At 62.5% G+C, this 14,717-nt stretch carries 13 protein-coding genes; 11 read left to right on the forward strand and 2 right to left on the reverse strand.

What is annotated here, in order from left to right; all coding sequences use genetic code 11:
• The first annotated feature begins 41 nt into the window (after positions 1-41).
• From AUR04nite_RS08805 to AUR04nite_RS08825, 5 genes are all read left to right on the forward strand, one after another.
• A complete protein-coding gene (locus AUR04nite_RS08805) occupies positions 42-3,761 on the forward strand; it encodes a nitrate reductase subunit alpha (RefSeq protein ID WP_141364065.1) in 3,720 nt (1,239 codons plus the stop codon).
• Positions 3,758-5,395, forward strand: a complete 1,638-nt coding sequence (gene narH / locus AUR04nite_RS08810) for a nitrate reductase subunit beta (RefSeq protein WP_141364067.1) — start codon at positions 3,758-3,760, stop codon at positions 5,393-5,395. Before AUR04nite_RS08805 ends, narH begins: the two co-directional genes overlap by 4 nt.
• Complete coding sequence (gene narJ, locus AUR04nite_RS08815; protein ID WP_246055462.1) at positions 5,392-6,093, forward strand: nitrate reductase molybdenum cofactor assembly chaperone; 702 nt, start codon at positions 5,392-5,394, stop codon at positions 6,091-6,093. Before narH ends, narJ begins: the two co-directional genes overlap by 4 nt.
• Complete coding sequence (gene narI / locus AUR04nite_RS08820; protein ID WP_141364069.1) at positions 6,090-6,854, forward strand: respiratory nitrate reductase subunit gamma; 765 nt, start codon at positions 6,090-6,092, stop codon at positions 6,852-6,854. The genes narJ and narI overlap by 4 nt, the downstream gene beginning before the upstream one ends.
• Before the next feature lie 158 nt (positions 6,855-7,012).
• A complete protein-coding gene (locus AUR04nite_RS08825) occupies positions 7,013-7,588 on the forward strand; it encodes a MarR family winged helix-turn-helix transcriptional regulator (protein WP_141364071.1) in 576 nt (191 codons plus the stop codon).
• Here AUR04nite_RS08825 and AUR04nite_RS08830 read toward each other — a convergent pair.
• Positions 7,585-9,051, reverse strand: a complete 1,467-nt coding sequence (locus AUR04nite_RS08830) for an SDR family oxidoreductase (RefSeq protein WP_141364073.1) — start codon at positions 9,049-9,051, stop codon at positions 7,585-7,587. The two genes, AUR04nite_RS08825 and AUR04nite_RS08830, sit on opposite strands and share 4 nt — an antisense overlap.
• Entirely contained in the window at positions 9,048-9,854 is an 807-nt protein-coding gene (locus tag AUR04nite_RS08835) for a tryptophan-rich sensory protein (protein WP_141364075.1), read from the reverse strand. Before AUR04nite_RS08835 ends, AUR04nite_RS08830 begins: the two co-directional genes overlap by 4 nt.
• 113 nt (positions 9,855-9,967) lie before the next feature.
• Between AUR04nite_RS08835 and AUR04nite_RS08840 the strand changes: the two genes are divergently transcribed.
• From AUR04nite_RS08840 to AUR04nite_RS08865, 6 genes are read left to right on the forward strand one after another with little or no spacing between them, the layout of a single operon-like run.
• Positions 9,968-10,459, forward strand: a complete 492-nt coding sequence (locus AUR04nite_RS08840; RefSeq protein ID WP_141364077.1) for a MarR family transcriptional regulator — start codon at positions 9,968-9,970, stop codon at positions 10,457-10,459.
• Positions 10,456-11,559, forward strand: a complete 1,104-nt coding sequence (locus tag AUR04nite_RS08845; protein ID WP_141364079.1) for a polyprenyl synthetase family protein — start codon at positions 10,456-10,458, stop codon at positions 11,557-11,559. Before AUR04nite_RS08840 ends, AUR04nite_RS08845 begins: the two co-directional genes overlap by 4 nt.
• 2 nt (positions 11,560-11,561) lie before the next feature.
• Positions 11,562-12,458: a phytoene/squalene synthase family protein gene (locus AUR04nite_RS08850; RefSeq protein WP_141364081.1), complete on the forward strand. Its 897-nt coding sequence runs from the start codon at positions 11,562-11,564 to the stop codon at positions 12,456-12,458.
• The gene (gene crtI / locus AUR04nite_RS08855; RefSeq protein WP_141364083.1) at positions 12,455-14,041 is read left to right on the forward strand and encodes a phytoene desaturase family protein; all 1,587 of its coding nucleotides are present in this window, start codon (positions 12,455-12,457) and stop codon (positions 14,039-14,041) included. Before AUR04nite_RS08850 ends, crtI begins: the two co-directional genes overlap by 4 nt.
• The gene (locus AUR04nite_RS08860; protein ID WP_141364085.1) at positions 14,038-14,385 is read left to right on the forward strand and encodes a lycopene cyclase domain-containing protein; all 348 of its coding nucleotides are present in this window, start codon (positions 14,038-14,040) and stop codon (positions 14,383-14,385) included. The genes crtI and AUR04nite_RS08860 overlap by 4 nt, the downstream gene beginning before the upstream one ends.
• On the forward strand, positions 14,375-14,710 hold the full coding sequence (locus AUR04nite_RS08865) for a lycopene cyclase domain-containing protein (RefSeq protein ID WP_141364087.1): 336 nt from the start codon (positions 14,375-14,377) through the stop codon (positions 14,708-14,710). Before AUR04nite_RS08860 ends, AUR04nite_RS08865 begins: the two co-directional genes overlap by 11 nt.
• The last annotated feature ends 7 nt before the right edge of the window (positions 14,711-14,717 follow it).

The following is a 14,717-nucleotide window of genomic DNA, read 5'->3' on the forward strand; positions in this document are numbered from 1 at the left end:
ACGAGGCTAGAGGCAACCAGTCACAGTTAGGGAGACCCGGCATGACCGATCGGCCAAACCACACACAACCGGCCACAGATGGACCTCTTGCCAATTCGTTGCTTTCACTGGGCAAATTCTTGCGTCCCGGCGAAACAAGTGACGATCTTCGCGCAATGTTCCTTTCAGGAGGGCGCAAGGGCGACGTTTTCTACCGTGATCGATGGTCACACGACAAGGTCGTGCGCTCCACCCACGGTGTGAACTGCACCGGATCCTGCTCTTGGAAGGTGTACGTCAAGGACGGCATCATCACTTGGGAAACACAGCAGACCGACTACCCTTCCGTAGGTCCTGATTCCCCCGAATACGAACCGCGCGGCTGCCCCCGCGGCGCCGCATTCAGCTGGTACACCTATTCGCCGACCCGCGTGCGCTACCCGTACATCCGCGACGTGCTCGCCCAGATGTACCGCAGCGCCAAGGCTGAATACAGCGATCCCGTCGAGGCCTGGGCCTCGATCGTCGAGGATCCGGTGAAGGCCAAGCGCTACAAGAAGGCCCGCGGCAAGGGCGGACTGCTGCGTACTACTTGGGACGAGGCAATGGAAATCGCCGCTGCCGCTCAGGTCTATGCGATCAAGAAGTACGGCCCGGACCGGATCGCCGGCTTCTCCCCCATCCCTGCAATGTCCATGGTGTCGCACGGTGCTGGTTCACGCTATATGAACCTCATCGGCGGCACCATGTTGTCTTTCTACGACTGGTACGCCGACCTTCCGGTGGCCAGCCCGCAGGTCTTCGGCGACCAGACCGACGTGCCGGAATCAGCAGACTGGTTCAACTCGCAGTATCTGATCATGTGGGGCTCCAACGTCCCTGTCACCCGTACCCCTGACGCCCACTTCATGGCCGAGGCCCGCTACCGCGGCACCAAGGTGGTCACGGTCTCGCCGGACTACACGGACAACACCAAGTTCGCCGACGAATGGGTGGCACTGCAGCCAGGCACCGACGCGGCGCTGGGTCTTGCCATGGGACACGTGATCCTCAAGGAACACTACGTCGACAAGCGCACGGCACCTTTCGAGGAGTACATGCGCCGCTACACCGACTCCCCGTTCCTGGTGGAGATCGACGAGGCCACCGGCACCCCGGTCCCGGGAAAGTTCCTCACCGCGGCGGACCTGGGCCTGGACGATAAAGAAAACGCCAACTTCAAGCCCGCCCTGCTGGATGTCAACGGCACTGCCCGGGTGCCGCGCGGCACCCTGGGACACCGCTTCTCCGCCAAGGACAAGGGCCTGTGGAACCTGGACCTGGGAGACATCACCCCGGCGCTGTCGGTCATGGACCTGAACAGCTGGGACGGGACCAGCGCAGAAATCAGCCTTCCGCGCTTCGACCTGGCCCCTGAAGTCGGCCAGGAGCATGCAGGCGGTTCGGGCGTGGTCACCCGCGGCGTACCGGTAGTTGAGATCGCCGGCAAGAAGCTGACCACGGTCTTCGATTTGATGCTTGCCCAGTACGCGGTGGGCCGCGAGGGACTGCCCGGCCAATGGCCTGAAGGCTTCATGGACGCTTCCACCCCCGGCACCCCTGCCTGGCAGGAAGAGCACACCGGCGTCCCGCCGGAGCAGGCCATCCGCATCGCCCGGGAATTCGCGGACACCGCGGAGAAATCCGGCGGCAAGGCGATGATCTTGATGGGCGCGGGCACCAACCACTGGTTCCACTCGGACACCATCTACCGCACCTTCTTGGCGCTGACCATGATGACCGGCTGCCAGGGCGTCAACGGAGGCGGCTGGGCCCACTATGTGGGCCAGGAAAAGGTCCGCCCGATCACCGGCTACCAGCAGTACGCGGCCGCCGGCGACTGGAACCGCCCGCAGCGGCACACCATCGGCACCGCCTTCTGGTACCTTGCCACCGACCAGTGGCGCTATGACGGGCTGCCCGCCAATTCGCTGGCCTCCCCGCTGGCCAAGGGCCAGTTCGACGGGCGCACCACCGCCGACTGCCTGGTGGAATCCATCAAGCGCGGCTGGATGCCAAGCTACCCGACCTTCAACCGCAATCCGCTGGACCTGGTGGATGAGGCGGCAGCTGCCGGCAAGGAACCTGCAGCCCACGTGGTGGATTCGCTGAACGACGGGTCCTTGGCCTACGCCGCCGAAGATCCTGACGCGCCGGAGAACTTCCCGCGCGTGGTGCTGGTCTGGCGTGCGAATATCCTCGGCTCCTCCGGCAAGGGCAATGAGTACTTCCTCAAGCATCTGCTGGGCACCGATGCTTCGGTGCGTGCGCCGGAAGCAGGCCCGGGCCAGCGCCCGGTGGAGATGGAATGGCATGATGAAGCGCCGGAAGGCAAGCTCGACCTGCTGGCCACCGCCGACTTCCGCATGACCAGTACCACGTTGTTCTCCGACCTGGTGTTCCCGGCGGCCACCTGGTACGAGAAATACGACCTGTCATCCACCGACATGCACCCGTTCATCCACTCCTTCAACCCGGCGATCGCCCCTCCATGGCAGACCAAGACCGACTTCGACCTGTTCGGCCTGATGGCCAAACGCGTGGGCGAATATTCGGCCAAGCACCTGGGCGTGCGCAAGGACCTGGTGGCCACCCCGCTGCAGCACGACACCCCCGATGCCATGGCAACCATCAAGGGCCAGGTGCCGGACAACGCTCCGCTGGTCCCGGGGCTGACCATGCCCAAGCTGGCAGTGGTGGAACGCGACTACACCAAGCTCTACGAGCACTGGAGCACCCTAGGCCCGTTGACCGGAAAGCTGGGCATGGTGACCAAGGGCGTGAAGTACCAGGTGGAGCCCGAGATCCAGGCGCTGCGCCAGCGCAACGGCGCAACGCCTGACGGATCGGTCAAGCTGGATACCGACCAGAAGGCCTGCGAGATGATCCTCGCCTTCTCCGGCACCTCCAATGGCCGGCTTGCCACCGCAGGGTTCAAGCAGCTTGAAGAGCACACCGGCCAGAAGATGGCATTCCTCTCCGAGGAGCACGAGGGCTCGCGCATCAACTTCCACGATGTGCAGGTCCAGCCGCGCAGCGTCATCACCTCCCCTGAATGGTCAGGCTCGGAGCACGGCGGGCGGCGCTACACGGCGTTCGCCATCAACGTCGAGCACCTCAAGCCCTTCCACACGCTGACCGGGCGCATGCACTTCTACCTGGACCACGACTGGATGCAGGAACTGGGCGAGACGCTGCCGATCTACCGCCCGCCGCTGGATATGCACCGGCTGTTCGGCGACGCAAGGCTGGGCGAGGTGGGCTCCCACGAATCCGGCAACGCCGAGGTTTCGGTGCGCTACCTGACCCCGCACTCCAAGTGGTCAATCCACTCCGAGTACCAGGACAACCTGTTCATGCTCTCCCTGTCCCGCGGCGGCCCCACCATCTGGATGTCCCCGCAGGATGCGGCGAAGATCGGGGTCAAGGACAACGAGTGGATCGAGTCCTATAACCGCAACGGCGTGGTGGTTGCCCGCGCAATTGTCTCGCACCGCATGCCGGAGGGCACCGTGTACATGTACCACGCGAAGGACCGCACGGTGGATGTGCCGATCGCGGAGACCAGCGGCAAGCGCGGCGGCATCCACAACTCGCTGACCCGCATTTTGATGAAGCCAAGCCACCTGATTGGCGGCTACGGCCAGCTGGCCTGGGCTTTCAACTACCTTGGCCCCACCGGAAACCAACGCGACGAAGTCACCACAATTCGCCGCCGCAACCAGGAGGTGCAGTACCGATGAAAGTCATGGCACAGATGTCGATGGTGATGAACCTCGACAAATGCATCGGCTGCCACACCTGCTCGGTGACCTGCAAGCAGGCGTGGACCAACCGCTCCGGCGTGGAATACGTCTGGTTCAACAACGTGGAGACCCGGCCCGGCGTCGGCTACCCGCGCACCTATGAGGACCAGGAGAAGTGGCGCGGCGGCTGGACGCTGAACAAGCGCGGGCGGCTCAAGCTGCGCGACGGCGGGCGCCTGCACAAGCTTTCGCGGATCTTCTCCAACCCGAAGCTGCCCAAGATCCACGACTACTACGAGCCGTGGACCTACGACTACGACATGCTGCTGAACTCGCCCTCGGGCGAGCACACCCCGGTGGCCACCCCGAAGTCACTGCTGACCGGCAAGGACATGAAGATCTCCTGGTCCGCCAACTGGGACGACAACCTGGGCGGCTCGCTGGAGACCATGGCCCAGGACCCGCTGCTGGCAAAGATGAGCGAAGAGGTGAAGGCCGAGTACGAGCAGGCCTTCATGTTCTACCTGCCGCGCATCTGCGAGCACTGCCTGAACCCCTCCTGCGTCGCCTCCTGCCCCTCGGGCGCCATGTACAAGCGCCAAGAAGACGGCATTGTGCTGGTGGACCAGGACGCCTGCCGCGGCTGGCGCATGTGCATCTCCGGCTGCCCTTATAAGAAGGTCTACTTCAACCACCGCACCGGCAAGGCGGAGAAGTGCACATTCTGCTACCCGCGCATCGAGGTGGGCCTGCCCACGGTCTGCGCGGAAACCTGCGTGGGGCGCCTGCGCTACATCGGCCTGGTGCTCTACGATGCAGACGCCGTGGCTGCGGCCGCCAGCGTTGCCGACGAGCACGAGCTGCTCGATGCACAGCGCAATGTGCTGCTTGACCCGAATGACCCTGCGGTCATCGAGGCGGCCCGCGCCGGCGGCATCCCGGAGGACTGGATCGAGTCGGCGCAGGCCAGCCCGATCTGGCGGCTGATCCGCGAGTACAAGGTGGCATTGCCGCTGCATCCCGAATACCGCACCATGCCGATGGTCTGGTACATCCCGCCGCTGTCCCCGGTGGTGGACGTGGTGACGAACTCGGGCAATGACGGCGAGGATGCCAGCGTGCTCTTCGCGGCCATCGACAAGCTGCGCATCCCGATCGGCTACCTGGCCGAGCTGTTCAGCGCCGGAGACACCGCGCCGGTGGACCTGTCGCTGCGCAAGCTGGCGGCCATGCGCTCCTACATGCGAGGCATCTCGCTGGATAATGTGCGCGACGAGTCCATCGCCCAAGCGGTGGGCATGAGCGGCGCGCAGATGGAGGAGATGTACCGGCTGCTGGCCATCGCCAAGTACGAGGAGCGCTATGTGATCCCGCCGGCCCACGCCGAGCAGGCCCACGACCTGGAGGAAATGGGCTGTTCGCTGGACTTCGAGGGCGGGCCGGGCATGGGCGGAGCGGGCCCCTTCGGCTCCTCCTCCGGAGAACCGGTGCCGGTGGCCATCGAGAACTACAACTCCCTGAAGAGCCGCCAGACCGCAGACCGCCCGTCCACCCCGGGACGCGTGAACCTGCTGAACTGGGACGGCAACGGCAAGCCGCGGGGCCTGTTCCCGCCTGAGGAGGAGAAGTGATCATCCCCCGCCTGTTCAACAGGGTCACCCCGAAACGCCCGCTGCCAGGAACCCTGGAGCCGGTGAAGATGGGCAAGCCGCAGCGCGCCACGGTGCACATGATCGGCTCGCTGCTGCTTGACTACCCGGACAACGACTGGTTCGACCGCCTCGAAGCCATCGAGGCGCACCTTGGCGGCATCCCACCGCAGATCGCTGAACTTTTTGCCGGGTTCATCGACACGGCGCGGGCCACCGGCTCCACCGAGCTGCAGCGCCAGTACGTGGACACCTTCGATTTGAAGCGCAAGTGCAGCCTGTACCTGAGCTACTTCGCCACCGGGGACACCCGCAAGCGGGGCACCGCACTGGTCACCTTCATCGAGGCCTACCGCGCGGCCGGCTGGGACTTCTCAGCCGACGAGCTGCCCGACTACCTGCCTGCGGTGCTCGAGTTCTCCGCCAAGAGCGAGGATGAGATCGCCGAGGCGCTGCTGGCGGCCCACATCGAAGGCATCGAGGTGCTGCGCGCGGCGTTGGAGGCGATGCACAGCCCCTGGGCCGATCTGATCCGCACCATTACGCTGTCGCTGCCGCCGGTGGACGCCGAAACCCAGGAACGGGTCCTGGCGCTGGTCAGCGAAGGTCCTCCGACGGAAACCGTTGGACTGTCATTCCTTGGAAATCTTCCGCCATTCAGTCCTAGGGGGGACTCATGAGTACCGGATCGATCCTCTTATGGGTGGCGCTGCCCTATGCCTGCGCGGTGGTGTTCATCGTCGGGCATATCTGGCGCTACCGCTTCGACAAGTTCGGCTGGACCACCCGATCCAGCCAGACCTATGAGAACCGGCTGCTGCGCTGGGGTTCGCCGATGTTCCACATCGGCATCCTCATGGTCATCGCCGGGCATGTGGTGGGCCTGCTGATTCCGCGCGAATGGCTCTACGCCATCGGCATCGACGAGCACATGTACCACTTGGGCGCCACCTGGATGGGCACCGCCGCGGCGCTGCTGACCCTGGCTGGCCTGGCCATCCTGATCTACCGGCGCCGCACCGTCGGCCCGGTCTTCCTGGCCACCACCAAGATGGACAAGGTCATGTATGTGTTCCTTGGCCTGACGCTGGGCTTCGGCACCCTGGCCACGCTGGTCTACCAGGTTTTCGGCGGCGGCTATTCCTACCGCGAGTCGATCTCCCCGTGGATCCGGGAGATGATCATCTTCCAGCCCCATCCGGAGATGATGGCGGAAGTTCCGCTGTTCTTCCAGCTGCACATCATCACCGCGTGCCTGCTGTTTGCGCTGTGGCCGTTCACCCGGCTGGTCCACGTGTTCTCAGCCCCGGTGGGCTACCTGTTCCGCCCGTACATCGTCTACCGTTCGCGCGACGAGTCCGGCGCCGGCAACCGCCCGGTGCGCCGCGGCTGGGACCCGGTCTCCACCCCGCAGGAGCGCAAGAGCAGCAGCAGCCGCTGAGCAATCTGGCCCGCCGACGCCCCGGCCCGGGGCGGACGCGGGCCAGATCTGTATCCGCTGGCGGCGGCAGGCAATGCGGAAACCCTCCGCGTTGATCCGCTATGATTGTCGCTGTCAACGAGCCGAGCTCGGAAAGCTTAAACACCCCAGGGGGAATCATGGAGGACCAGGTGTCTCCCGGAATGTTCAGCTTGGCATCCTCGGACCCTGAAGGGCACCTGATCAACCCTGCTGGAATGGATGCTGAGGACCTCTCGCAGATCGATCAGATCATGCAGGAGCTCTCCCGCATGCGAGAGATAGAGCGCAAGATCATGCGCAGCACCCAGCGGTTCATGAAGCTGAACGAAACGGATATGCGGGCCATCCGCAAAGTGATCTCTTCAACCTATAACGGCAAGGCGGTGACGGCCGGCGACCTTGCCCGTTATCTCGGCATCTCCAGCGCGTCGGTGACCAAGATGCTGGACCGCCTGGAAGCAGGCAAGCATGTGGTGCGCAAGCCCCATCCCACCGATCGGCGTTCCCAGTGCGTTGAAGTGACTGAGGAAACCCACCAGGCCGCGCGGGAGCAGATCGGCCGCCATCATGCCCAGCGTTTCGAAGTCCTGCGTTCTTTCAGCCACAGCGAACGCGACGTGATCATCCGCTTCCTGGCCGGCACCTCGCAGGCCATGGAAACCAGCTTGGATTCTGCCGCACACATCGACGAGTCTTCGGACTCGGACAGCTAGTTCTGCTCAGTTTCTGCCTGGCGGATGATATTTCGCAGCATCCCGGTAAAAACCAGCCCGTGGAATGGGTAGACTGCCCACCAATAGCAGCGGCCCAGCAAGCCGCGGGGAAAGAATACGGCCCTTTGGACTAGCTCGGTTTTCCCCTCCGCGGATGTGGATATCTTGAATTCGAGCCATGCCTGGCCAGGCACTTTCATTTCAGCGCGAAGCCGCAACAGCGCGTTCGGCTCCAGCGCCTCCACCCTCCACCAGTCGACGACGTCTCCCAGAGAAAGCCTGCTGCGCGAACGCCGTCCCCTGCGCAGCCCGACTCCGCCGCCGATCTTGTCCATCAGCCCGCGCAGCTTCCACAGCTGCGGCCACGCGAAATAGCCGGTCTCCCCGCCGATTCTGTGCACCACCATGAACACCTGTTCTGCGCCGGCGGAAGTGGAGGCGCGGCGTTCATCGACGTAGGCGGTTCGGCCGGCCCATTGGGGATCCGATGGAAGCTCTTGGGCCGGGGCAGAAACCGGATGGGCAGTGGCCCAGCTCGTTTCGACCGCATCTGCAGCTATTTTCTCCAAGGCCAGGCGGACCGCCTGCGGGTAATCGGTCAGCCCCTTCTCGGGAGGACGGATCAGCCCGTCGATCTTCCGGTCGGAGACCACGCAGTCATGCTGCAGCGACTGTACCAGCGCGCGGGCAAGGTTCCTTGGCAGCGGGGTCACCAGGTTCACCCAATGGGAGGCAAGCCTGGGTGTCAGCACCGGAAGGGCCCAAACGCGCGGCTCCCGGATTCCAGCAGCTGTCGCATAGATTTTCATCAAGTCGGCGTAGCTGTAGGAGCGCGGCCCGCCGATGTCGAAGGTGCCCGCCGCTGGCTGGTCCAGCTGCGCGCAGCTTGCCAAATAGTACAGGGCGTCCCTGACGGCGATCGGCTGCACATGGTTTCGCACCCATCGGGGCGCAGGCATGACGGGAAGTACGTCGCTGAGGTGGCGGACCATTTCGAAACTCGCAGAACCTGAGCCAATGACCAGACCAGCCTGCAGGATCAAGGTCTTCGCAGTCTTGGCTTCGGAGAGGATCTCGCCCACCTTCACGCGTGATGCCAAATGCTCGCTGAGCTCGCCGTCAGGGTGCAGGCCCGAGAGGTACACCAGCTGGCTCACTGCTTCCTGTTCGGCAACCTCGGCTACTACGCGGGCGCAGCGTTCCTCTTCGGCAGCGAAATGGCCGCTGCCAGACATTGAATGCACTAGATAGTAGAGCAGGTGGGCGCCGTGGCACAGTTGGCGCACCGCGGCCGGGTCGGCGAGCTCCCCTTCGACCACCTCGACTAAAGCCCTCCATGGAACATCCCTTAAACGGTTTGCATCGCGAGTGAGCACACGAATCTGGTGTCCTTGCTCCAGAAGCAGCGGCACCAGCCTTCCTCCGATATAGCCGCTGGCACCAGTTACTGCAATAACACTCACTGTCGTCCCCTCCACGCACGCGCCGCGAGAAGAAGCGCGCCGACCGCCAGAATGGCTGCGGCGGCGAGGGCACTGGTTCCCACGAGATCTGACTGGTTGCTTCCATTCAAACGACTATGCCCGATCCAGCCTAGTCCCCAGGCCATAGCCAGGGCCGCTTCTGGATGACCCCCGCTTTTGCCGGTGGCGGCCAGCCCAATCACGACTGCAGCCGCAATCAGGACAACGGCTGCTGCTGGCGCCCACTGCCCCGAAGGGCCGACCCCCAGCGAGGCAAGCCACGCGGCAGTATTGGCAATGCTCGCAATCGACACCCAGCCCAGGTACACCCCAAAGGTGGTCCACATGATCCAATGCTCGGTTCGAGTCTGAGTCTGGTGCTTTCCCAGCTGTGTAATCAGCCAGGCCAACGAGAGCAGCAAGATAAAGATGACCGCCACGCTTGTTCCAAGCCAGCCGGCCTGAGCCACAAGAATCCACACCGCATTCAACAGCGCCGCTATTGATGCCGGAAGCCGGTATCGAGCAGCTGTTTCCGAGTGCCGGCCAGCAGGGGTTAGCTGGTACACCGCGTACACGATCAGCCCGCAGTAGACCAGGCTCCAGATCGAAAATGCTGGCGTCGATGGTGCAAGCAGCGTCGAGTTCGGGCCGAGATATCCGCCTGATGCCTGCTGTATGGGAGTTCCTCCAAGAGCGCCATTGCCGAAAAATGCTCCGACAATGGCAATTCCCATGGTTGCGGCTGTCATCAGTGCAGCCGGCCAACGGCTTGCGTTGATGCGTGAGGCTGTAATAGCCACGATCTATCTCCTTTGGCTCAAGCAGTGAATCTTGCGAAGGGGTCGACAAATTTTGATACTTAACCCATGATGTATCTAGATAAGCTAGATATCAACTAGGCGAGTGAATTTCCATGGTTACAGAATCGATAACCGATAGGCCCCTATGCAGCGACATCTTCAGGCACCTGCAAAGCCTCCTGCTCAGCTACTCGCTGCAGCAACATGAATTCGGCCAGCGCCTTGGACTGAACGATACAGATCTGGCCGCCGCCAACATCCTGCGCTTGCGGCGAACTCTCAGCGCCGGAGAACTCGCGCAAATGCTGGGGGTTTCCACCGCAGGGATCACCACCGTCCTCGACCGCCTTGAAGCCCGCGGATATGCCTGCCGCTCCAAGGACCCGGAAGACCGCAGGCGCACGCTCGTCGAACCCGGCCCGCTCTTCCCCGCTCTGCAAGGTCCGGGCACGTCGATTTACCGCTCGCTGCACCATTTTTATTTCTGCTTGGACGAACCTTCGCGGGACATTCTCCACGCGGCCATCGCACAGATGAATGCAGTGCTCGCCGATCGGAAAAGTTCCACTTCACCCGCCATGCAACCGCTGGAGCAGACATCATGACCCTCAATACCGCCTCAGATCAGCACGTGCAGGACTCGACGCGCAACGACAAACTGGGATTTGCCGACCAAGAAACGCTCCAGCATATCGTCGCACGGCTCCAATCCATCGCAGATGCCGCGCAGGCTCGGACTTCAGCGTACTCGTCACTCGGCTCCGAGCTCTGGGAGCGCATCGGCGAATTTCTGAGCACAGGGAAGTTGACTCGGCCGGCTCTGGTGCTTTTGGGCTACCGCTCTTTCGGCGGGCACATCAACTCCAGGGCGCTGGACCTGGCCTGCGCCTTCGAGCTTTTGCATACGGCGTTGATCATCCATGACGACATTATCGACCGAGATTTCATCCGCCGCGGACAGCCTACGCTCGCGGCGCACTACCGCGACATCGCCTTGGCCGCGGGCCGCAGCAGCTCAGATGCCGAACATGCAGGAAATTCCGCGGCATTGATAGCCGGCGATCTGCTCATCAATGAAGCAATAAAAATCGCAGCTCGCGCGGCATCAGGGCTGGAGAGCGAAGCGTCGGTTAATGCGTCTTTCGCGCTGGCCATCGAACAGGCCGGCGCCGGCGAGCTGGAGGATCTGATCTATTCCTTGAAGCCCCAGCCAGCCACCACAGGTCAGGTGCTGCGCATGGAAGAGCTGAAGACGGCAGGGTATTCCTTCCAGCTGCCCCTCCAGGCGGGAGCGCTCCTGGCAGGAGCCGCAGACGCCCAGGCCCAGACGCTGGGATCGATCGGCTGCCAGCTGGGAGTCGCCTATCAGGTAATCGATGACGTACTGGGAACTTTTGGCGACTCCGGGACCACCGGGAAACCGGTTGATTCGGATCTTCGCGAATTCAAAAGCACGGTGCTGCTTTCTTTGGCCGCCGAAGACCAGGAATTCAGCCAGCTGCTCGACGGCTACCGCCTCGGACAGGTACAGGCCGAAGAGATCCGCAGGGCCCTGGATGAGCTGGGCGCCGAGAAATTCGCACGCCAGCTGGCCCACCAGCTGTGTGCCAACGCCACCCGCTCGGCGGTCTTCCTGCGCCTGCCTGTCCGGGCACAGCACATGCTGCACGATTGCACTCGGATGATCCTCCAAAGGAGCTGGTGAAGATGGCTTCTGCCACCCATGCCACTACCGCACTGGACAGCTATTCGCGCACCGCCCAGCGCAGCGCACGCTTGGTGCTCGACGACTACTCGACATCGTTTTCCCTGGCCTGCAGGCTTCTGGACTCCACCAGCGCCGGTCATATCGCAGATATCTATGCGCTGGTTCGGCTGGCGGATGAAGTGGTCGACGGAGTCGCGCTGCAGGCAGGACTCGACAGCCAATCCGTCAGCGCCTGCCTCGATGAACTCCAAGAGGAAACAGCCCGAGCCTTGGAACGCGGATACAGCACAAATCTCGTAGTCCACGCCTTTGCTCTCACGGCCCGGGCCACTGGCATCACCGCCGAGCTCACCGACCCCTTTTTCGCTTCGATGAGGGCAGATCTGCTGATTACCGAGCATGATGCCCAGAGCCTGGAGAGGTACATCTACGGTTCGGCAGAAGTCATCGGCCTGATGTGCCTGCAGGTTTTCCGCGCCATGCCAAACGCCCCGACCCGTGGCGCAGCGCAGGCGGAACTTGCGGCGCGAAGCCTCGGCGCCGCTTTCCAGAAAGTCAACTTCCTGCGCGACCTCGCAGCCGACAGCCAACAACTGGGCCGGCGATACTTTCCAGGCATCAATCCGCAGACGCTGAGCGAAAGCGACAAATACCGGCTCATAGGAGAAATCCAGCGCGATCTTGCGGCCGCCCGGGCAGGCCTCCCGTTCCTGGCTCCGACAGCAGCCCGAGCAGTGAAGCTGGCCCATGACCTCTTCACAGCATTGACTCAGCAGCTGTCAGCTACTCCAGCACAGCAGCTACTTGACCGCCGCATCTCCGTGTCCAACGGGCGCAAAGCGCTGATCGCGGCCAAAGCCATTCTAGGAACCCAGCGGATTCGGAGAGCCCAATGAACTCGTCGCAACGCGTAGTAGTTATCGGGGCAGGTTTTTCAGGCCTCGCCAGCGCAGGCATACTGGCTGCCAGGGGACATCAGGTCACTGTGCTTGAACAACATCATCATCTTGGTGGACGTTCTGGTCGTCTTGAAAGAAGCGGCTACCGGTTCGACACGGGTCCATCCTGGTACCTGATGCCGGAAGTTTTCGAGCACTGGTTCATGCTCATGGGCTCATCGGTGCCCCAGTCCCTTGATCTGCGCGAGCTGGAAATAGGGTACCGGACATTCTTCGAAACCCGTTCGGCTCCGGTCGATATGGGACGAGGAGAGCACCTTCATGAGCTCTTCGAAAACTTGGAGGCCGGCAGCTCCGAAGCACTCCAGAGGTATCTGGCGGAGGCGGAATCAGACTACGATTTTGCGCTGCAGAAGTTCCTTTACGATGATTTCTCCACACCGCGTTTTCTCGCCGACAGGAAACTGCTGGGCCAAGCCCCGCGGCTGGCCAAGCTCCTGTCGAGATCGCTGCAGAGCCAGGTGGCAAAACATTTTAGCAGCCCCGAAATACGCCAGATTCTTGGATATCCAGCAGTGTTCCTCGGCACCAGCCCCGACCGGGCCCCGGCCCTCTACCAATTGATGAGTCATCTCGATCTGACCCAGGGCGTCAAGTATCCCATGGGCGGCTTCGCTGCAGTGGCCGACGCCATGGGCGCCTTGGCCGCCAATCACGGGGCCGATATCCGGCTCGGAGCCCGCGCACTCTCGATAGAAACAAGTTCTGGCGCTCGCCCTCGGGTTGCCGGAGTTCGCTGGACAGATTCCACCGGGGCCGAACAGTTCACTGCCGCCGACGCTGTCATTGGGGCGGCCGATGCCCAGCATCTGGATGCTGAACTGCTTCCGCCGAAGTTGCAAACGCACTCAGCGCGTAAATTCAGCCGCCGCGATCCCGGGCCCGGCGCTGTCCTCGTTTGTCTGGGCGTCAAAGGAGAGCTTCCCCAGCTGGAGCATCACAACTTGTTGTTCACCGCGGATTGGAAGGATAACTTTTCCCGGATAGCTGAAGGGCGTTCCCTGGCTCCGGAAACGAGCATCTACGTGTGCAAGCCCAGCGCGACCGACCCGAGCGTGGCACCGGCAGGAAACGAAAACTTGTTCATTCTAGTTCCGTCCCCTGCGCTGGTGCACTGGGGCTATGGCGGCCCCGATGGCACAGGGGATGCGCCCGTCGAGCAGGTCGCGGACGCTGCTATTGACCAGCTGGCCCGATGGACCGAGATCCCTGACCTGCGCAGCCGGATTGAGGTCCGGCAGAGTATCGGACCCGCTGACTTCGCCGCTCTCTATGGCGCATACCAAGGCGGCGCGCTGGGTCTCGCCCACACGCTGTCCCAAAGCGCCATGCTCCGCCCTTCAAACCGAAGCAGGCATGTCTCTGGCCTGTATTACGCTGGAGCAACCGTGCGCCCCGGAATTGGCGTGCCCATGTGTTTGATCAGCGGTGAGCTTGCAGCCAAGTCGGTTGAGGGAATCACCAGGCCAGGGCCGTTGGAGACGCCCAGTATTTTCGTTCGTCCGGAGGCGGCGCTATGACCTATCTGTCGATCCTTATTACACTAATCGGCTGCATGGTGCTGATTGATGCACGAGGCAGATTATTCTTCTTTCACCGCTGGGCCCGCGCCAGCATGTGCTTAATCCTGGGAACTGGACTCTTCATAGTGTGGGACGCTGCAGCCATTGGCCAAGGAGTATTTCTCCATTTGGATTCGCCGCTGATGACCGGCGTGATGGTTGGACCCCAATTCCCAGTGGAAGAAGTCTTTTTCCTCATTTTCCTCAACTATTCATCAATCATCTCAGTTCTCGGACTGGCCGAAGTCTGGAGCAAATTCAACAGGACGACAAGCAGGTCGGGGAATCAGAATGTTTCTTGAACTTGCAGCAATCTTCCTTTCGATTGCAGCCGTAGTGTTCCTTGCTGGATTGCGCAGGCGTGGAAGCCGCTGGCGGAGGGATTTGGCCTCCGCCGCTGTAGCCTTGTCCATCATGCTGGTGCTGACGGCCATCTTCGACAACCTGATGATCGCCGCGGGCCTCTTTGATTATGGCGAGCACACACTTTCTGGCCTGCGCATTGGGATGGCACCGGTTGAAGACTTTCTCTATGCCGCATGCGGTGTGCTGTTCATGTCGGGACTGTGGTGGCTCATGGCTGGGACGTCGTCGAAGCAGACGCCTAGCAAGCCAGAGAACAGGTAGGAAGAAA

This window comes from Glutamicibacter uratoxydans, assembly GCF_006539925.1.
GTDB lineage: Bacteria > Actinomycetota > Actinomycetes > Actinomycetales > Micrococcaceae > Glutamicibacter > Glutamicibacter uratoxydans.